Here is a 16935-nt window from a genome sequence, read left to right as displayed (position 1 = left end):
AGAAGGAAACCGCAGCGGGTTGAGGGAAGTTGAGCGCGCGTCAGTCGGTCGCGGGGATCCGGTACTGGAAAACGAACTGGTCAGCAGCCATGAGGGTGTCGCAGACCTCCACGACCCGTCCCTCCTTCGTCACGGCATCCCGCAGCAGGTGCACCACGGAGGCGCCAGGACTTAGGGCCAGCTCGGACGCTTCCGCCTTCGAGGCCGGCCGGGCCTGAAGCGTTTCGACGAACTCGGCGAAGGTGTGGCCGTGGTCTTCGAGCCGGGCGTAGATGCCGCCGGGGCCAGGGTTCTCGGCGAACAGCTCGGGGATGTCCTTCACAACGTCCCACGGCAGGTACGACGAGGCGGTCTCGACGGGCGTCCCGTTCCGGAAGTACAGACGCCGCCGCGCGAGTACCTGTGTCCCCGCATCGACACCGAGCCGTTCGGCGATGTCCGCGGGCGCTTCCATGGGCCCGATGTAGAGAACGCTCACCTTTGCAGTGGCGCCGGACTGCGCGGACTCGGCGAGGTAGGCAGCCTTACCGCCCCGCCGATGCGAAGCGCGAAACCGATCCGAGGACCGAAGTCGCACAGGAGGCCGGTCCTTCACGATCGACCCCTTGCCATGCCGGGTCTCGACGAGACCACTGGCCCGTACCTCAACCATGGCTTTACGGATGGTCCCGCCGGCGACCCCATACCGCTCGACGAGCTCGGACTCACTGGGCACCATGTCGCCGGGCTTCAGCACGCCAGACCGGATCTGCTGAACGATCTCGTCCGCAATCTGCACGTACCTAGGTACGGCTCTGCCAGCTCCTGCTGGAGTTCCCACAGTCCTACCCACTCTCATATGCTCCTGTACATGAGTAACGGGAGCGCGGGAACAAAGTCAACGCCACTCCACTCGGTGTCCGTGGCCGGAGCGGTAGTGCGCGAAGACGGGCGCCTCCTGGCCATCCGCCGAGCGGACAATGGCACGTGGGAACTCCCGGGCGGAGTCCTCGAACTCACCGAGGCTCCGGAAGCGGGCGTGGCCCGCGAGGTCCTGGAGGAGACGGGCATCCACGTCGAGGTGGACGAGCTGACGGGCGTCTACAAGAACACCACCCGCGGCATCGTCGCCCTGGTCTTCCGCTGCAAGCCCTCCGGCGGTACCGAGCGAACCTCAGACGAATCCACCGCGGTCGACTGGCTCACGCCGGCCGAGGTCAAGGAGCGCATGGCTGAGGTCTACGCGATCCGCCTCCTAGACGCCCTGGACGAAAACGGCCCCCACGTCCGCAGCCACGACGGCCGCCAGCTGATCACGCACAAGTGACTACGCAACTAGCACTGCGGATGACCCGCGAGGAAGCGATCCCCCTCGTCGAACGCCTCATGAACCCAGAGACGCCCGAGGCAGAGTCCTCCCAGATCCTGGCCACCCTTGAACGGGGCCTGTCCTGCCCGCACATCAGCGACTACATCTTCTGGGACCTCGACCCCGAGCTGACGCCCGAGAAGGTTGTCGAGAGAGCCATGGCCTACAAGCCAATCGCCCTCTGAGGCCAGCGCGGTAAGACTTTCTCTACTTCATCAAGGCGCCCGCCGCGCACGGCGCGGCGCGCGCGGCCCGTCGCCCGGGCCTGCGCTCCTGTCTGCGCCCCGCTCCAGCCCGGCCGCCGTCCGCACGCCTGACGGCTCGGGTTGATGGGTGGTCAACCCCTCTGTGGCTGGGGCGGTCGGCTCCACGGCTTTAGGCAGTCACTTTGGGGCGAGCCTCTAAGATCATGGCCCCAACGTCGTGCTTTACCGGGCAGGTCCACAGACTGCCCGACGCGCCGAAAGCTTACGGGGCCATGATCACTCGCCCCAAAGCAGCTCCAGCCCAAAGCCGCTCCGCCGACCTCTACCTCTAGGCACTGCCAGCATTTTTCATGCTTCAGGCACAGCGGAAGAGAGATCAGGGACACCGCATGCAGCACCCAAAGTGTTTGCGTAGACCATGATGGTCCTCCGCATATTGCTGAGCTCTTCTCTAAGTTCCACGCTGCGGCTCCAGGCCGCTTCATGCTCACGACGCGATACGGCAGGCTCTTGCAGTGTCTCCCACTGTTCCAGCTCGGGATGCCATTTCGAAAGAATGGGCCGGAGTTCGTAGTTCAGCAGAGCTATGGCGAGGAAGGCGAAATTGTATTGTCCATTCTTCTTCGGCTCGGCAACTTCAGGACCATAACGCTTGAGGATTTCTCGCGTACTGGCGAAGATGGAATAGACGCTGGTTAGCGCCTCTCGCAGCAATCCCTCATCTTGCCGCATCGGTGCAATGGTGACCCTTGTGATCAGCTCAACGTATAGGTCCCAAGCTGCCCGGCGCTCAGCATCATTAGGCTGCCACGTGCCGCTGATCTCAAAGAACTTCAGATTCAGCTTCACGTCGATACTAGACGGCGCTCGCATTATTCTGACACCTCTTCTTCTGAGTCGGGAAGGCTCAATTGCTCGGCTCCTAGCGATCCATTGTTGCCCTGGATGCGATGCTCCTTGACTTTCGCGGCCAGTAGGGCGGCGATCCTATCAACCTGCGGCTCCAAGGGCTGGTTACGATCGACAACTTCTCCGCCGTAACTACGCGATGTATCAAAGATGCCGTATTCGGTATCAGCGAACCAGACAGGAATGACGGAATTTTCGCCAAATCGCGTTTGGAACTGCTCTGATTCGAACTTAGTCCAAATCCTTTTTGGATAATCCTCGCCCAGAACTGCAACTACGTAGGTCGCCTCGCTCTTATAGATTGGAGCGAGGTACTCTTCAACGTTGGCCGCCAGAATGCGGTCTTGCTCGTGAGCGTCGTAGAAGACCTCGAATTCCATCTCGGAAAGAGCATCGAAAAGCAATCGCGCAACATCTCTATCGCTCCCTGCGAAAGAGAGTGCAAAGTCGTACCGAGATGAGAACGTCACATCCAGATACCCGAGCCGCTCAGCGAACTTATTCCAAGAGAGGTTTTTGATGAAGAAAAAGAATTTCGGATCTTCGACTGCCAGTACCCGGGCCTCACTATCATAGTGCAAGAGGTCTCGGATTGAGTCGATCTCGTCCAACAGGTTAGCCAAGTGTCCCTTCTCGACCACTTGCCCCACGCTACCCCGCAGGGAAGGGCGCTTGGACAATTCTCGATCCATGTCGATAGTCCACTCTTCGGACTCCGAAAGCCATTTGAGGATCTGCAGGTAAGGTGCCCTTCCTTCGCGCCGCAGCTTCTTCCCTTTGGCGAAAGTTTCTGCACGACGATAGAACGAAGTGTTGAGTCGATCAAGAACACGCTCCCTAATCAACTCGAAAGATGTCGAAAGAGAGGAGAAGTCGTCTTGGGTGCCCATCACTCCACCAGCAAGGCAGGCGTCATGGCAGAGCATCTGGGCAATGTTGAAACTCCCGTCCGCTGAATGGACGATCTCCTTTTCGAAGGGAAACTCGATATGCAACGCCTGGCACCCCTTGCGGATGAGCTCCTCGACGCGATCATCGGGATTGACCTCGAACTTGATAATTTCGATTCGCCCAGAAAGGTCGGGCGCGAACGAAATTAGTGACTCACCGGCCCGATTGATGCCAATAATTACGATCTTGGTGTCGGCTCGCTCCTCGTCCGCGAGGACCTTCAGATAGTCCGCAATCCTTAGCTTGATGCTTGGATCAAGCCTATGAAAGTCGTCGATGACCACAAGGCCGGCGGAATCGATATCGGGAAGTTCATTAATGAGCTCAAGATCGGCCTTTTTGCGGGCGCTGAGAGTCAGGACATCGGCCTGGATTCCGAGCTCTTCGAGAGCCTTAGTCACCGCACTCGTCTTGCCGATCCCCGAGGGCCCTTCAATTACAACCCCACGTCCGTTAGTCCTAAGCGCCACAAGGAGGCGTGGGAACTCAACCGGCCGAACAAAGGTAATGTCGGGCACTCCGTTGAGCTTGAAAACGTCTTCCAGGTTGTACATCTGTTCCATGGCGCCAATCTACTTTGGGAAGTCACGGGTCGGGGATGGCCAACAGGCTGCGGTCCACACGTGGCCGGTCTGAGTCAGACGTACTCAGACGCTACTTTGGGCTGTGGTGGCAAGGTGGGCTGAGATCCGCGCACGCGGCGTCCGTGCAACAAATAGGGCGACGAATGATCTGGAGCGCGAACCTGTCATTCAGGCGATGATTCCCTCAATTGGGTATCCATCCCTGTTGCCTCTAAAATCGACGGCCTGCGATTGGCAACACGCTTTGTCATCACCTTAACGGCATCTCGCAGGCTCTTCTCGATCTGCTCTGGCGACTTTTCGGCACCGGCCTCAATAATGATATGTGAACGGCTTCCGGTCAGAAGGCTTTCGGGGAAGGTCTGTACCCAAACGGATTCTTTCGGCTGGCTGAAACTGGCGGTTGCTTCAGGTTTGATGTCGCCCTCAAAGATTAGCAGCGCGAAGTCAACCGAGGTCTCGTCAAGTTGCGCCATCCAGTCATCGAGGTCACTAGAGTCGAAGACATTACGATTGACGTAGTTGTGCACCATGTCAACGCGCACGTCAACGTTAAGCACAGTAAATCCTGACCAGTTGATCGATCGCGTGGCAGATACGTCCGTCCAGGCATGAAAGAAGCCACGGCCAGCTTCGTCGGCCAGGATGGTTTCATACGCTTGGCCGCGGAGATAGCTGAATTCGGAAGCTACAGACACTTGAGAGGCCGGTTTAGGGTACCGTGCCGCCTCGTATTCAAGGGCTGTGGCAATCTTTTTGAAGCCGCCGCGCATCCCCTTTCGCATATCTGCGTAAAGAAGGCTTTCAAGCTCGGAGGGAATCTGCACCTGATCGATGATCACAGGGACCAGGCGGAGGCTTCCCTTGATCATCAGGTCTACCGCCACGTTGAGCTCGTATCTCAGCCAGTCCGACTTGACGGAGGAGATCGACACAACCACGATCAGAACCTTCGCTTCGCGTATCCCTTGAGCCACCCGACGTGGCAGGGGATCTCCTGGCATCAACTCTTTTTCATCGAGCCATGTCTTGTATCCCAACTTCTCCAGAGGGGCAACGATGCGGCTGCGAATGAATGACTTGTCGGCCGAGGAGTGCGAGATGAAGATCTTTCCGAGCGCGGCCTTGCCCCACAGTTCGCCCAAAGTGCCCCCACTTTCCCTGCTCCGCTAAAGAGGTGTTGCTGCATCCTTTAGTCGCACTGTGATCGACCCACTGGCTGGTGGCCGGCAGCCTGACATTGAACACCTGTATCCCATGCCGGAGACGTCCGACTGCTAGGTTAGCGTTTCGCGCGCGCGTAGTGCGCGAAACGCGTGCCGCGATTGAGCGGACGGTCAGGGCTCCTGCGAGGCAGGGATGGTCGCTGAACACCTACCCTCCGGAGGCGCATCAGGCTGAGTGGGTGGCTGACCAGCGACATTGCTCTCATGGCATGCGTTCTCCGGCGCTGTGTGCAGAGAAGCCCCGGGCTCTGGCCCGGGGCTTCTCTGCGCTGGTGATGCGTTGCTAGCAGAAGGCCGCAGCGGGTAGCCGCGGCCCTTCGTCGTCGCCCTCATGAGCGGGAGTGGCCGGGAGGCGGTGGCCGCGGCTTGTGGCTACGCGGAGTGCGTCTCGTAGGGCGCCAGCGAGGTCCGACGCCAAGAGGCGGAGTTCTTCCAGATCCGACGTCTCGTCGATGAGTACTTTCTGGGCGTGCTCCAGGAGCTCTGTGCCGACGGCGAGTTGGGTGGTTTCGGTGTAGTCGGCCAGTCGAGACACGGGGCCGTCGCTGGTGTCAGTGCTCAGGAAGCAGGGCTTGCCGTCGGGGCCTGACCACGGGAGGAGTCGGAGCTCGTTGTGGGGCGTCATCGTTCGACCCTCCTGTTGTCGGCCGTGTAGTGGGTGGCGAAGACGGCTTCCGCACGGTCGCCGGGGAGGGCCAGGAGCGCTGCCTCCACGACGCGGCCGGCGGTATCAGTCGCTACGCGGGTGACAGCCAGAACAGCAAGGGTCGGGCTGATTCGGAGGGTTGCTGCTTCCACCGGGGTGGGGAGGCGAGCGCAGAGCCTCTCCTCGATCTCGGCTAGTGGTGTCGCCATGGTTGCGGGCCAAGTCGACTCGTCCGGTATGACAGCCGGCGCCAGATCGCGAGGGATGTAGACGCGGGCCAGGCTGTGCGGGGAGGTGTCGTCGTGGCTCAGGCAGTGGAATTCGGTGAGGGGGCTCCCTGCTGGCACTCGCAGCAAGGTGGACAGGTGGCCGCGTGCCCGGATTTTGGTGGCGCGGATGCTGATCTGCAGAGCCGGAGTCGGTGGTGTAAGGCCGCCCCCGATGTACTTGATCGTGCGAAGAGGGAGACGGACGAAGTTGCCCTTGCCGTGGACCTTTTCGACGAGGCCTTCCGCCTGGAGGAGTGCGAGGGCGCTCCGCAGGGTCGGTGTGCTGACCGTGTAGCGGGCGGCGAGTTGGGCTTCGGAGGGCAGGCGGTCGCCGGCCTTGAAGCGGCCGGTCGAGATCTGGGCCCTGAGGTCATCGGCGATGACGTGACGGCGAGAGGCCACGGCGCTGATCACCAACTCTCTGCATCCTCAAGGCGATGAGCCGGGTTCGGGAGTGCATGGTCAGCAGTTCGCCCGACTCGAAGAAGAGGCGCTTCGCACCGCCCGGAAGTTGGATGAGGTCGGCCACGCGGCACGGCTGGCCGCCGATCTGGATGACGTCGCCCCGCTGGACGTTGGCCGAGGTGATCTCGACGCTGGAGGCCAGCGCACCGCTCGGCGTCCAGCTCCTCATGAGGTCGCCTCCTCCGGCGCTTCCCGGCCAGCCGCCGGGTGGCAGGGGCAGTCGCACGCCTCGTAGATCACGGGGACGCCGACCGGCGCCAGGGACGGCGAGGACTGTGCACACTCGTGGTGCGTGCCGATCCGACACGAGCTCGATCGGTAGGGGACGGCTTTCACATGCATCAGTTGACCTCCGGCGGCACGAAGCACGGCGTCCCTAAAGGACGCACTCTGGTGCGCCCAACTGCACGGCGGATACGGTTTAACACGCTGATCAGCTCCTATCGCTGATGGCCAGGTCCCCGGACAGCGCCCGTCGCGGGGACCGTTCTGTGTACGGCGGCCCATAAGGTGCGGCCGCTCAAGCTGCTGGCCTGGAGTCCGAATCGATCGGCCTCCGCCACCACTTCCAAGGCCTCCCGCCATGTCTCGGCGGGGAGCGATTCCGGCACCTCCGCTTCGATCCACGTGTGACGGGCGTGCTCCTCCACGCGCGTGGTGAGTCCGAGGGCGGACAACCTGGCGGCGATGTCCTCCGCGCTTGCTGTCGAAGCGGGCACAGGAGAGCCTCCGTCACCAAGGGATCACTTTGCGTGAAGCTAGTTAACTAGATTAGGGCTAGTGGACTAGATTTTCCATATGCCTGAGCAGCAGCCGCCGTATCTCCGCATCGCTGACGAACTCCGGCGGAGGATCGCGGAGCACGAGTGGGAGCCTGGAGACCGGCTCCCCTCGCGTGCCCAGATCGGCCAGGAGTGCGGCGTCGGCGAGAACGTCGTCCGTCGGGCGCAGGAGCTGCTGATCTCCCAAGGGGTTCTTGAGGGGCGGGCGGGATCCGGAACGTACGTCGCGGAGCCTCGTCAGCGTGTGCGCGTGGTCCGCTCGTCAGCGCGCGAGCAGGGTGGCGGTTCGCCGTTCCGGGTTGACATGAAGGCCTTGGGTAAGCAGGGGGACTGGGAGAGCCGGACCGAGGCCAAGGTTCCGGCGCCGGCGGAGATCGCGGCGCGGCTCGGCATCACCGAGGGTGCCCTTTGCGTCCGTACGTTGTATGAGTTCCTTACCGACGGGCGACCCATGCAGTTGTCGACGAGCTGGGAGCCGTACGACCTCACCGGCGGGACGCTCATCGTCCTTCCTGAGGGTGGGCCTCACGCCGGGGCTGGCGTCGTGAACCGGATGGCCGAGATCGGCGTCACGGTCAGCCATGCCGTCGAGCAGCCCGAACCACGGCAGGCCACCGCAGAGGAGGCGTCACTTCTCGGGATCCAGAAGGCCGCGCTCGTCACACACATCCGGCGGACGTACTACAGCGATCAGGGCAGGCCCGTAGAGACGGCGGACATCGTCGTACCTGCTTCCCTGTGCGAGATCGTCTACGAGGTTCCGATCAACCGGCACTGACGTCCGTGGCTCGAATCGTCATGCCGGACGCGGGCGACGCCTGTAGGTCGCTCGCTCCAGAACAACTCCAGTCCACAGCCGCTCTTCCGACCTTGGCTGTACGGTCACCGTGTGGACGAAGAACCTGTGATCATCAAACTCACGCGTGACCAGGCATTCGTCCTGTCTGACTGGCTGTATGAAGTCATGATGCAGTCCGACAAGCTGGACGCCATCGTGCCGGACCGGGCGGCCTGGTCGGGGATCTACGCGATTTCCGGAACGTTGGAGACGACTCTGCCCGAGGTGTTCATGCCTGACTACGTCGGCCGCCTGGAGCAGGCGAGGCGGCGTTTGTTGGAGACCGTGGGCAGCGACGAAGATGACGAAGCGGGAGCGTGAAAGGCTTTGGAGACACTCGGGTACGCGATTGCCGCCGTGGTGTGGGGCAGCGTCGCCATGGCCCTACTCGCAGGTGTGGTCGCCACGGTGCTGACGGTCAGGTGGCGTCGGCGCGCCATCGCGGCTCTGGAAAGCGAAGAGTTGGCTGCCGAAGGGCGGCAAGCCCCGGGCCGGCCCGACATCTCTCCTTGACAGCACTGCCACCGCTGGCAGTCCTGTCCGAGGCCCTCTTGAGCGTGGGTCGCTCGGTGGACAATGACGCCATGACGTTGACGATTTGGGTCGATGACTGGCAGATGCAGTGCTGCGGAGAGAATTTCAAGCCGGGGGACGTTGTCTCGTGGACGCTGCTGGAGGTCGATCCGGAGGACTATGCCGACATCGTCGGTGCCGAACGCGCGGATGAGATTGACTTCTGCGAAGAGCATCACGGCCAGGACGAGGGACACGCGCCCACCTCGGTGGAGGTGGTGTCGATCGACGAGGTGCACTGCCGTTACGGGGTGCCCCCGGGTGCCACGGACAAGGTGAACTACCCCGTTCCGGGCACGACCGTACTGGTACCGGTGGAGAAGGCAGACGGGTGGGCGAAGGCCAGGCCGGATGTCAGGTTCGCGGGCTACCTGGTGACCGCCCGGCGTGTCACCGACCTGACGGAAGGTGCGGCTGCTCGCGGTCGATGAGGAAGCCGGCGGACGCGTGCCAGATGCGTGCCAGATCGAACGGTCAACCACGGTCACTGGAGGATCGCTACGGCGTCCACCACTTGTCACAGCCGTCGCAGTGCGCAGAGGGTCTGAGCTGCGATGACGGATCAGCTGCGGGTGCCAGGCTTACAAAGCAGATGTCGGCGGTTCGAAACCGTCCGCGCCCACAGACGAGAAGCCCCCGGCCGCAGCGGCCGGGGGCTTCTCCGTGCCTTCGGGGGAGGTGCGCCGTCCCGTCGTCCGTGGCGCGGCGCGGGCCCGTACGGCTCTCAGGTGTGGTCCCGGTGAGCCGTCGTTTCCCCGTCGTTCAGGGCGTCGCTGATCTCCACGAGGCGGCTTGGGGGCAGTGCGAAGGCGTTGGCGGGGTTCCGGTGGGAGTGTCCTCCGTCGTTGATCCAGGCGCCGTCCGCCCGCCTCCAGTGGGCGTGGGCCCACTGGCCCTGGTGGTGGAGGAGCATGCGCGCCACCTCCGCGGGTTCCTCGATGACGGTGCGGGCGGCGAGTGCGGAGGTGAGGGTGGTGGCCGCGTCGTCGGGAAGCAGCGCGTCGCCGAGCGTCGGGAAGAGCAGCAGGAGGCGGGCGTCGGCGTCGTCGAGGCCTCCTGTCGTCGGCTGCCGGGCGACGGACAGCAGTTCCGGCCAGGCCGTGCCGGGTCCCATGAAGTGACCGTCGTCCACGGCGACGGTCTCCGCCGCCGGCCACGTCGGGTGATGGATCAGGTAGTCCACCCCGCGCTCCCCCTCGACGTTGCGGTAGACGACGTGGAAGGTGTGCCCCGAGCGCAGGGGCACGTCGAACACCGGCCATTCGCGCTCGTCGTGCAGCAGGTGGAGCAGGTCCGCCGCGGCGTCCCAGTCGGCGCCGAACGCGGCCCGCTGCGCGTCCTCGCTCCGCAGGCAGGTGCCGAAGTGCACCGGCCAGAACAACGGGTCGTTCAGATAGGCGGAGCCCTGGACCAGCGGGCCTTGCTCGTAACCGGGAATCTTCAGCACGGGAGGATGGTGGCACGGGGTGCTGACACCGCCTCGGGTGCGGCGCCCCCGGGCAGCCGGCCCGTGAACCGCCACCGGCTCTCGGTCGTGCCCGCCGTGGCGGCCACGCCGAAGGGGTGTGTGGTGTCGCCGGACTCGGCCCTGAGGATCGCGTCGGATCCGCGTGCGAAAGCCCCGGGCCGTGATCGGTCCGGGGCTTTTCGTGTTCGAGGCGGAGTCGTTGCGGGTCAGGCCTTGATCACTTCCACCTTCTTGTCGCCCGCCGACGCCACGACCACCGTCTTGACCGTGCCCGTCTCGCGCTCGCCGGCCGTGGCGGCGCTGGCCGCGGCGTGGCCCGCCAGGGTCACCAGGGCGGCGGCGAGGACGCCGAGGGCCATGGCGGTGTGGGTTCGTGACATCGGGGGCCTCCTTGAAGTGCCGCTGAGGGCAGAGCCGTCGGGTTCCGGGCGAACGTACCTCGTGGCGGGACCCGGGGGAATGGGCGGAGAGTTGACGGAGGCGTCGGGGCGCGGGTCTACTCCCGGCATGGCTGAGGTGGGGGACGTGCCCGAACAGGGCTTTCAGGGCGGCGAGATGACGCCGCAGCGGTACATCGAGACGAGGGTCGAGCAGTACCAGGGGTGGTACGACGCCAAGGCGACCCGCATGAAGGCGATGCACCTGCGGATGCGGACCGTGTCCGTCGTCGGCGCGGCGTTCGTGCCGGTGTTCGTGAACCTGGACCTGGGCTTCGCCCGGGTCACGGCCACGGTCCTGAGTGTGGTCGTCGTCGCCGCGGTGTCGCTGGAGAGCGTCTACCGGTACCGGGAGCAGTGGAAGAACTACCGCTCGACCGAGCAGCTCCTCGGGCACGAGCGCGTCTACTTCGAGACGAAGGTGGGGCCCTATCGCGGCCTGTCGAAGCGGGAGGCGTTCTCCGTGCTGGTCGCCCGGGTCGAGAAGGCCATCGCCAACGAGAACGCGGCCACCCTGAACGTCATGACGCTCGGCGGGCAGGTCAACTCCGACGTGCGGCAGGAAGTTCCCGCCGCCCGTACCGAGAGCGTGCTCGTGGAGAGCGTCCGGGCCGAGAGCGTGAAGGTGGAGCGCGCCCGGGGTGGCGAAGTACCCCGGGAGGGGGAGGAGTAGGGGTCTTCGGCGTGGGCCCCGGGCTCCGGGGCCCACCCCCTCAGGCGCGGTCGCGCCTCAGCACCACTTGTAGTCCACCCGCGTCGAGTTGTACGAGCAGGTGTCGACGCTCGCGCCGTTCGACTTGCGCAGCGTCGCCGTGTCGCGGTCGTTGTTCCAGACGTACGCGCCGCGGTTCTGGTAGACGTTCGCGGCGGTGTTCGTGCCGCGGCCCGTGCGGACCGTCACGATCTTGCCCTTGCCCAGGGTGAGGTTCCCGAAGGTGTACTTGTGGTTGGCCGCGTCCGTGAGCGTCCAGCCCCGCAGGTTGACCGCCGCGTTGGTCGTGTTGCGTATCTGCACGTACTCGCCGTTGAGGCTGGCGGCGGACCGGTTGTCCGTGCCGGGGCTGTCGTACCAGATCTTGTACAGGTGGACCGAACCGGCGGCCTGGGCCTGCGCGGGCAGCAGGAGGACGCCGGAGGCGGCGGCCGCGGTCAGGGCCGCGAGCGTGCGTGCACGAAGCATGGATGTCCCTCGATTTCTGCCGGATCCCCGACGGTGGAGGCCCGGCGCGCACACAGGATACGCAGCTCCTTCACCCCCTCTGCACAAGTTCCGGGAAAGCGGGGGCCGGAGGGATACGGGTGTTCTAGGGTCGGCGCATGGTCAGCGACGTCCTGCGGTTCACCGTCCTCGGATCCGCCACCCCCTACCCCCGCCCGGACAACGCCTGTTCCGGCTTCCTCGTCGAGGGCGGCGGCGCGCGGGTGTGGGTGGACGCCGGGACCGGCACCCTCGCGGAGCTCCAGCGGTACGCCGCACTCGGCGAGATCGACGCCGTGTGGCTCTCCCACCTGCACGCCGACCACAGCGCCGATCTCCTCACCGCCTCCTACGCGTTGCTGTACGGCGGACTCGACCTCCCCCTGCCGCTTCCGCTCCTCGGCCCGCCCGGCACCGCCGACCGCCTCGCCGGCTTCCTCACCAACGGGCCCGTCCGCAGCCCCGTCGAGAAGGCCTTCGCCGTCGAGGAGCTGTACGACGGGCACGTCACCCGGGTCGGCGGGCTCACCCTCCGCTCCCGGGCCGTCGAGCACGGCGGCCCGCCCGCCTTCGCCCTGCGCGTCGAGGACGGGCGGGGGCGCTCGCTCGTCTACTCCGGGGACTGCGAGCCCTGCCCCTCCCTCGTCGAACTCGCCCGTGACTGCGACCTGTTCCTCTGCGAGGCCGACGGGGAGGGGCCGGGGCACCACTCGGCCGCGCAGGCCGGGCGGAGCGCCGCCGACGCCCGGGCCCGCCGCCTCGTCCTCACCCACGTCGGGCCGGGAGCGGAACCGGCCGAGGCCGTCGCCCTCGCCGCCGCCGAGTACCCCGGGGAGATCGCCCACGCCGACCCCGGGCTGCGGTTCGTCCCCGGGGCGGACCGGGACGCCCGGATCGGGACGCCCGCCGGGCCGGGCGCGTGACGCGGACCGCTCGCGGGGCCCGCCCGGGACGGGGCCCTACGCGTCGAAGTCGTACTCCAGCACGTACGACGACGAGTCCAGCGTCATCTCGTTCAGCTCCACCGCCACCCCCGCCTCCGTGAAGGCCGTGCGGTCGATGAGGACCACCGGCGTCCCCAGCTCCAGGGCCAGCCGCTCCGACTCGTCCGCCGTCGGCATCCGGCAGCGGATCTCCTCCCGGAAGCGCACCGGCCGCCGGCCCAGCTCCGCCAGGCGCGCGTACGTGCCGCCCGGACCCGTGTCCCGTTCGGCGATCGGCGTCCCGCGCACCAGGTCGGCGGAGAGGTACGAGACGGAGAGCAGCACCGGCCTGTCGTCCAGGACGAACCGGCGGCTCCGGACGCAGACGGGCGCGCCCGGCGGCAGGTTCAGCGCCTCCGCGACCCGGGCGCCGGCCTCCGCCTCGCCCACCTCGATCCGGTCGACCACCAGGTCCCGGTCCTCCACGTCCGCCGACCAGACCGAGCGGCCGCCGCCCCAGTGGTCGCCCGCCAGGCGCGGGATGCCCCGGCGGCGCAGCGGGCGGAAGACGCGGACGAACACCCCGGAGCCCTTGCGCGCCTCGGCGAGTCCCTCGGTCCGCAGGACCGAGAGGGCCTGCCGGGCCGTCATCCGCGCCACCTCGTAGGTCGTCATGAGGTCGTTCTCGCCGGGGAGCCGGTCGCCCGGCGCGAAGGCGCCCGAACGGATCGCGGCCCTCAACTCGTCCGCGATCCGCTGGTACTTGGGCCGTCGAGCGCTGTCCTGGTCAGTCACGGGTGGACCACTCCCTTCATCTGCGGGACACCCTACGGCGCACCCCTCGACGCGGAAGCACACGTGTACGCCGTCCCGACCGGTCGATCCATCCATCGGGGGACATCTCTAGAGATACGTTGACAGGGCGGGTCCGCCGCGCTTCCCTGAGTGTCCCCATGCTTCAGGTTCGGGACGGAGGGGACGCGTGCAGCCACTGCCCGAGGTCGGTGACCTCGTCCGTGACACCGCCACCGGGCGGGTCGGTTTCTATCTGGACAGCGTCTCCGGGCGCTTCCGCATCCGCGCCGTCCACGGCGGCACCGAGTGGGAGGCCGAGCCCGTCGACGTCCAGCCCGCCACGCCCCTGCACGAGCTGCGGGCCCGCACCGCCGAGATCAACGCACGGAGCAGACGCGGCCTCGGCGGCGTCGGGGCGTAGGGGCGGGGGTCCGGGCCGGCGCGGTTGTCGGGCCGGCGCGGTTGTCGGTGGGGCGCGCCACACTGGAGGCATGTGCCGCAGCATCAAGACGCTCCGCCCGCCCGCACTGCCCGAGGAGGCGACCGAGGACGACATCCGCGCCGCCGCCCTCCAGTACGTCCGCAAGATCTCCGGCTTCCGCGCCCCCGCCGCCCACAACCGCGAGGTCTTCGAGCGGGCCGTGGACGAGGTCGCCGAGGCCACCGCGAGACTCCTCGACGGCCTGGAGGTGCGCGGGGCGCACCCGCACCCGGCGGTCAGGAAGCGGGCGCCGGAGCCTCGGCCGGACGCCGTATGAGGTACGCGGCGAGGCCGCCCGCCAGGAAGAGCGCGAGGGTCGACACCCCCGCGCTGAACCAGGTCGCGCCCAGCCACTGACCGCCCAGCCAGCCGAGCCCCACGCTGTACGACGCCCAGACCACGCCCGCGAGCGCCGACCACGGCAGGAACTCCTTGCTGCGCCGCTTCGCCGCGCCCGCGCCCAGCGAGACCACCGAGCGGCCCGCCGGGGCGAAGCGCGCGAGGACCACGAGCAGTCCGCCGCCCCGGACGAGGGCGGTGCCGAGACGTTCCTGCGCCAGGGTGAGGCGCCGTGAGCGCGCTATCGCCCGGTCCAGCCTGGCCCCGCCCCGGCGCGCCAGCCGGTACGCGAGGAAGTCGCCGAGCACCGAGGCCGTGGCCGCGCAGAGCAGCAGGGGGAGGAGCGACGGCACGTCGGGGGAGGTCGCGGTGGCCGTCGCGGCGGTCGCCGCCGTGGCCGCGGTGATCACCAGGAAGCCGCTCGGCAGCACGGGCAGGAAGACGTCGAGCAGGATCGACGTCGCCACCACCGGGTAGATCCATGGACCGGCGGTGAGCGACCGCAGCGAGCCCAGGCTGTCGAGCAGATTCACAGGGGCAGAGCCTACGCGGAACGGGGGATCCGCCGCCGGGTGGGTGCCCGGCCGGTGCCGACGCCCGGTGCCGACGCCCGGAGGGGCCCGGTGCCGACGTCCGGAGGGGTGCCGGCCCCGGTGCGCGACGCCGGTGTTCGGACGTGCGGGAACGTGCGGGAACGTGCGGGAACCTGAAGGGAATCGTCCGGTACGGGGGCCGGCACCGGGTGCGCACCCGTACGGAAAGGGCCGGAATCCGCGCTGTGGACACCGGCCCTCTCCTGTAGGACGCCGAGGCTCGTGCAGCCTCCCGGTCCTGTACGTCCTCCGGGCCCGTGGGCCGGGTTCGGGTCAGGCCGTGACCGGCGCGGCCTGCTCCTCGCGCTCCTCGGTCTTCCTCTCCCGCACCGTCACGGCCGCGCCGTCGCGGGCCCCGGCCCCGAAGAGCCGGTCCAGGGCCAGTGCGCCCGGTCCGGTGAAGACGAGCAGCAGGAAGACCCAGCAGAACAGGGCCGAGGGCTCGCCGCCGTTCTGCAGCGGGAAGAGGGCCTCGGGCTGGTGGACCTTGAAGTACGCGTACGCCATGGAGCCCGAGGCGAGGAAGGCGGCGCTGCGGGTGCCGAGGCCGAGCAGGACCAGGCCGCCCGCGACGAGCTGGATCACCGCCGCGTACCAGCCGGGCCAGGTGCCCGCCTCGACCGTGCCGCCGCCGTGGGCCCCGCCGAGGACGCCGAAGAGCGAGGCGGCGCCGTGGCAGGCGAAGAGCAGGCCGGCGACCATGCGGAAGAGGCCGAGCGCGTACGGCTGGGCCCGGTTCAGGCGGGCCGCGAGGCCGGCCGTCCCCTCGGCGCCGGCGCCGGTGCTCGCGGCGGCCGTCTTCCCGGGCGTGGCTGGGCTGCCGGGATTGCTGGTGTTGCTCATGGGGTGGACTCCTTCGGTCTGGCCTCGTCCGTCGGCGGACGAGATGGGGGACGGAACCGATGAGACCGTAGGTTAGGGTTGCCTCACTAGTACTTGCAAGTTCAACATAGGACCGCCGGGAAGTGTGCGGTCGTGTTCACTTCCCGGCAATCCCGCCGTGACGTTTCTTCAAGTGGGTTGGTGTCAGCAGCCGTTGAGGGCGGACTGGAGGGCGCTCTTCTCGGCGGAGTCGACGCTCAGGTTCCAGTGGTACTTCACGTGCACCCAGGCCCTGACGTACGTGCAGCGGTAGGCCGTCCGCGAGGGCATCCACTTCGCCGGGTCGAGGTCGCCCTTGGCCTGGTTGACGTTGTCCGTGACGGCTATGAGCTGCGGCCGGGTCAGGTCGTTGGCGAAGGACTGGCGCTGGGCGGTGGTCCAGGAGTTGGCGCCGGAGCGCCAGGCCTCGGCGAGCGGGACCATGTGGTCGATGTCGAGGTCCGACGCGGCGGTCCAGGTGGCGCCGTCGTACTCGGAGTACCAGCTGCCGCCGGTGGCGGCACAGGAGGAGTCCGTGACGACGTTCTTCCCGTCCCGCTTGAGGACGGTCTCGCGGGTGTTGCAGGCGCCGGACTGGGTGATCCAGTGCGGGAAGAGGTCCCGGCTGTAACCCGAGGTGGAGCCCTCCGCCTTCACCGTGAGGGCGGCCAGGTAGGTGCGCGCGGTCGCGGCGCTGACCGGGGTGGGCATGGCGGCCTGGGCGGCGGGCGCGGTGGCGAGGAGACCGGTGACGGTGAGGGCGGCCGAGGTGGCGAGCACGGCGAGTCGACGCGCGTAGACATTGCGGACGGTCATGTGAACTCCCTTGACGTGGGGGGACCTTGGCGGGCCGTCCCCGTGGGCGCCGGGCTGCGGCCCGGTCATCGTGGCGGCGCCAGGTTTCCGTACGGGGTGCGCCAGGTAACAGCGTGACGACATGGGCACGTCACATCAAGGGGTGTGCGTGTTCTGACGGAGCGCCAGATTCCGCTCGGCGGTCGGGGGTTGGGGGAGTCGAGCGCCCGGGGGGTGCCCCGGCCCCC

Annotated in this window: 24 protein-coding genes; 9 read left to right on the top strand and 15 right to left on the bottom strand. The window is 67.0% G+C overall.

Going from position 1 to position 16935, the window contains the following annotated elements; all coding sequences use genetic code 11:
• Positions 1-40: 40 nt before the first annotated feature.
• Positions 41-838, bottom strand: a complete 798-nt coding sequence (locus ADL08_RS26180) for a GntR family transcriptional regulator (RefSeq protein ID WP_107092007.1) — start codon at positions 836-838, stop codon at positions 41-43.
• Here ADL08_RS26180 and ADL08_RS26175 point away from each other — a divergent pair, their 5' ends adjacent.
• Together ADL08_RS26175 and ADL08_RS26170 are read left to right on the top strand one after the other, a co-directional pair.
• Positions 839-1306 (top strand): NUDIX hydrolase, encoded by a 468-nt coding sequence (locus ADL08_RS26175; RefSeq protein ID WP_053647140.1) that lies wholly within the window; start codon positions 839-841, stop codon positions 1304-1306.
• A complete protein-coding gene (locus ADL08_RS26170; protein ID WP_053647138.1) occupies positions 1303-1533 on the top strand; it encodes a hypothetical protein in 231 nt (76 codons plus the stop codon). Before ADL08_RS26175 ends, ADL08_RS26170 begins: the two co-directional genes overlap by 4 nt.
• A gap of 369 nt (positions 1534-1902) precedes the next feature.
• Here ADL08_RS26170 and ADL08_RS35935 read toward each other — a convergent pair whose 3' ends face one another.
• The 7 genes from ADL08_RS35935 to ADL08_RS38430 all read right to left on the bottom strand — a co-directional run bounded on the left by ADL08_RS35935 (position 1903) and on the right by ADL08_RS38430 (position 7323).
• Entirely contained in the window at positions 1903-2403 is a 501-nt protein-coding gene (locus tag ADL08_RS35935; protein ID WP_234352257.1) for a hypothetical protein, read from the bottom strand.
• Positions 2404-2426: 23 nt separating this feature from the next.
• Positions 2427-3977: a TIR domain-containing protein gene (locus ADL08_RS26165; protein ID WP_063885353.1), complete on the bottom strand. Its 1551-nt coding sequence runs from the start codon at positions 3975-3977 to the stop codon at positions 2427-2429.
• 185 nt (positions 3978-4162) lie between these two features.
• The gene (locus ADL08_RS35930) at positions 4163-5143 is read right to left on the bottom strand and encodes a toll/interleukin-1 receptor domain-containing protein (RefSeq protein ID WP_078968118.1); all 981 of its coding nucleotides are present in this window, start codon (positions 5141-5143) and stop codon (positions 4163-4165) included.
• Between the two features lie 364 nt (positions 5144-5507).
• On the bottom strand, positions 5508-5849 hold the full coding sequence (locus tag ADL08_RS26160; protein ID WP_053647136.1) for a hypothetical protein: 342 nt from the start codon (positions 5847-5849) through the stop codon (positions 5508-5510).
• Positions 5846-6553 (bottom strand): GntR family transcriptional regulator, encoded by a 708-nt coding sequence (locus tag ADL08_RS26155; RefSeq protein ID WP_199837092.1) that lies wholly within the window; start codon positions 6551-6553, stop codon positions 5846-5848. The genes ADL08_RS26160 and ADL08_RS26155 overlap by 4 nt, the downstream gene beginning before the upstream one ends.
• Complete coding sequence (locus tag ADL08_RS26150) at positions 6510-6773, bottom strand: hypothetical protein (RefSeq protein WP_053647133.1); 264 nt, start codon at positions 6771-6773, stop codon at positions 6510-6512. Before ADL08_RS26150 ends, ADL08_RS26155 begins: the two co-directional genes overlap by 44 nt.
• 271 nt (positions 6774-7044) lie before the next feature.
• Positions 7045-7323: a hypothetical protein gene (locus tag ADL08_RS38430; RefSeq protein WP_053647131.1), complete on the bottom strand. Its 279-nt coding sequence runs from the start codon at positions 7321-7323 to the stop codon at positions 7045-7047.
• A gap of 79 nt (positions 7324-7402) precedes the next feature.
• On the opposite strand from ADL08_RS38430, the gene ADL08_RS26140 reads away from it, so the two are divergent.
• The 3 genes from ADL08_RS26140 to ADL08_RS26125 all read left to right on the top strand — a co-directional run bounded on the left by ADL08_RS26140 (position 7403) and on the right by ADL08_RS26125 (position 9228).
• Positions 7403-8164 carry a GntR family transcriptional regulator gene (locus ADL08_RS26140; RefSeq protein ID WP_053647129.1) on the top strand — a complete coding sequence of 254 codons (762 nt, stop codon included), beginning with the start codon at positions 7403-7405 and terminating at the stop codon, positions 8162-8164.
• A gap of 111 nt (positions 8165-8275) precedes the next feature.
• A complete protein-coding gene (locus ADL08_RS26135) occupies positions 8276-8545 on the top strand; it encodes a hypothetical protein (protein WP_053647127.1) in 270 nt (89 codons plus the stop codon).
• 263 nt (positions 8546-8808) lie between these two features.
• Complete coding sequence (locus tag ADL08_RS26125) at positions 8809-9228, top strand: DUF6578 domain-containing protein (protein WP_053647309.1); 420 nt, start codon at positions 8809-8811, stop codon at positions 9226-9228.
• 293 nt (positions 9229-9521) lie between these two features.
• Here the strand turns inward: ADL08_RS26125 and ADL08_RS26120 are convergent, their stop codons facing one another.
• Both ADL08_RS26120 and ADL08_RS37350 read right to left on the bottom strand, forming a co-directional pair.
• Positions 9522-10244, bottom strand: coding sequence for a hypothetical protein (locus ADL08_RS26120; protein ID WP_053647124.1), 723 nt, complete (start codon positions 10242-10244; stop codon positions 9522-9524).
• Positions 10245-10471: 227 nt separating this feature from the next.
• Entirely contained in the window at positions 10472-10645 is a 174-nt protein-coding gene (locus tag ADL08_RS37350; RefSeq protein ID WP_159043045.1) for a hypothetical protein, read from the bottom strand.
• A 127-nt stretch (positions 10646-10772) separates the two neighbouring features.
• Here ADL08_RS37350 and ADL08_RS26115 point away from each other — a divergent pair, with 127 nt between their 5' ends.
• The gene (locus ADL08_RS26115; RefSeq protein ID WP_234352256.1) at positions 10773-11375 is read left to right on the top strand and encodes a DUF4231 domain-containing protein; all 603 of its coding nucleotides are present in this window, start codon (positions 10773-10775) and stop codon (positions 11373-11375) included.
• 57 nt (positions 11376-11432) lie between these two features.
• On the opposite strand, the gene ADL08_RS26110 is transcribed toward ADL08_RS26115, so the two are convergent.
• Positions 11433-11882, bottom strand: coding sequence for a lamin tail domain-containing protein (locus ADL08_RS26110; RefSeq protein ID WP_053647123.1), 450 nt, complete (start codon positions 11880-11882; stop codon positions 11433-11435).
• 137 nt (positions 11883-12019) lie between these two features.
• Between ADL08_RS26110 and ADL08_RS26105 the strand changes: the two genes are divergently transcribed.
• The gene (locus tag ADL08_RS26105) at positions 12020-12823 is read left to right on the top strand and encodes an MBL fold metallo-hydrolase (RefSeq protein ID WP_053647122.1); all 804 of its coding nucleotides are present in this window, start codon (positions 12020-12022) and stop codon (positions 12821-12823) included.
• A 36-nt stretch (positions 12824-12859) separates the two neighbouring features.
• Here ADL08_RS26105 and ADL08_RS26100 read toward each other — a convergent pair whose 3' ends face one another.
• Positions 12860-13618 (bottom strand): GntR family transcriptional regulator, encoded by a 759-nt coding sequence (locus ADL08_RS26100; RefSeq protein WP_053647121.1) that lies wholly within the window; start codon positions 13616-13618, stop codon positions 12860-12862.
• Positions 13619-13805: 187 nt separating this feature from the next.
• On the opposite strand from ADL08_RS26100, the gene ADL08_RS26095 reads away from it, so the two are divergent.
• Together ADL08_RS26095 and ADL08_RS26090 are read left to right on the top strand one after the other, a co-directional pair.
• Positions 13806-14039, top strand: coding sequence for a hypothetical protein (locus ADL08_RS26095; protein ID WP_053647120.1), 234 nt, complete (start codon positions 13806-13808; stop codon positions 14037-14039).
• Between the two features lie 70 nt (positions 14040-14109).
• Positions 14110-14376, top strand: coding sequence for a DUF2277 domain-containing protein (locus ADL08_RS26090; RefSeq protein WP_053647117.1), 267 nt, complete (start codon positions 14110-14112; stop codon positions 14374-14376).
• Here the strand turns inward: ADL08_RS26090 and ADL08_RS26085 are convergent.
• The 3 genes from ADL08_RS26085 to ADL08_RS26075 all read right to left on the bottom strand — a co-directional run bounded on the left by ADL08_RS26085 (position 14336) and on the right by ADL08_RS26075 (position 16708).
• The gene (locus ADL08_RS26085) at positions 14336-14971 is read right to left on the bottom strand and encodes a DedA family protein (RefSeq protein WP_420709593.1); all 636 of its coding nucleotides are present in this window, start codon (positions 14969-14971) and stop codon (positions 14336-14338) included. The genes ADL08_RS26090 and ADL08_RS26085 overlap by 41 nt on opposite strands.
• A 333-nt stretch (positions 14972-15304) precedes the next feature.
• The gene (locus tag ADL08_RS26080) at positions 15305-15733 is read right to left on the bottom strand and encodes a DoxX family protein (protein WP_234352262.1); all 429 of its coding nucleotides are present in this window, start codon (positions 15731-15733) and stop codon (positions 15305-15307) included.
• A 324-nt stretch (positions 15734-16057) separates the two neighbouring features.
• Positions 16058-16708 carry an HNH endonuclease family protein gene (locus ADL08_RS26075; protein WP_053647116.1) on the bottom strand — a complete coding sequence of 217 codons (651 nt, stop codon included), beginning with the start codon at positions 16706-16708 and terminating at the stop codon, positions 16058-16060.
• Positions 16709-16935: the final 227 nt, after the last annotated feature.

This window comes from Streptomyces sp. NRRL F-6492, from assembly GCF_001280125.1.
GTDB lineage: Bacteria > Actinomycetota > Actinomycetes > Streptomycetales > Streptomycetaceae > Streptomyces.
The sequence above is the reverse complement of the archived record's forward strand: the minus strand, read 5'-3'. Positions and strand labels throughout refer to the sequence as shown.

Bases quoted from the DNA above. Each gene is read 5' to 3' on its own strand.
- ADL08_RS26150 (WP_053647133.1), bottom strand. From the start codon at position 6,773: ATGAGGAGCTGGACGCCGAGCGGTGCGCTGGCCTCCAGCGTCGAGATC.
- ADL08_RS26090 (WP_053647117.1), top strand. From the start codon at position 14,110: ATGTGCCGCAGCATCAAGACGCTCCGCCCGCCCGCACTGCCCGAGGAG.
- ADL08_RS26160 (WP_053647136.1), bottom strand. From the start codon at position 5,849: ATGACGCCCCACAACGAGCTCCGACTCCTCCCGTGGTCAGGCCCCGAC.
- ADL08_RS26105 (WP_053647122.1), top strand. From the start codon at position 12,020: ATGGTCAGCGACGTCCTGCGGTTCACCGTCCTCGGATCCGCCACCCCC.
- ADL08_RS26075 (WP_053647116.1), bottom strand. From the start codon at position 16,708: ATGACCGTCCGCAATGTCTACGCGCGTCGACTCGCCGTGCTCGCCACC.
- ADL08_RS26165 (WP_063885353.1), bottom strand. From the start codon at position 3,977: ATGGAACAGATGTACAACCTGGAAGACGTTTTCAAGCTCAACGGAGTG.
- ADL08_RS26115 (WP_234352256.1), top strand. From the start codon at position 10,773: ATGGCTGAGGTGGGGGACGTGCCCGAACAGGGCTTTCAGGGCGGCGAG.
- ADL08_RS26140 (WP_053647129.1), top strand. From the start codon at position 7,403: ATGCCTGAGCAGCAGCCGCCGTATCTCCGCATCGCTGACGAACTCCGG.
- ADL08_RS26175 (WP_053647140.1), top strand. From the start codon at position 839: ATGCTCCTGTACATGAGTAACGGGAGCGCGGGAACAAAGTCAACGCCA.
- ADL08_RS26110 (WP_053647123.1), bottom strand. From the start codon at position 11,882: ATGCTTCGTGCACGCACGCTCGCGGCCCTGACCGCGGCCGCCGCCTCC.
- ADL08_RS26125 (WP_053647309.1), top strand. From the start codon at position 8,809: ATGACGTTGACGATTTGGGTCGATGACTGGCAGATGCAGTGCTGCGGA.
- ADL08_RS26180 (WP_107092007.1), bottom strand. From the start codon at position 838: ATGAGAGTGGGTAGGACTGTGGGAACTCCAGCAGGAGCTGGCAGAGCC.
- ADL08_RS26080 (WP_234352262.1), bottom strand. From the start codon at position 15,733: ATGGTCGCCGGCCTGCTCTTCGCCTGCCACGGCGCCGCCTCGCTCTTC.
- ADL08_RS37350 (WP_159043045.1), bottom strand. From the start codon at position 10,645: ATGTCACGAACCCACACCGCCATGGCCCTCGGCGTCCTCGCCGCCGCC.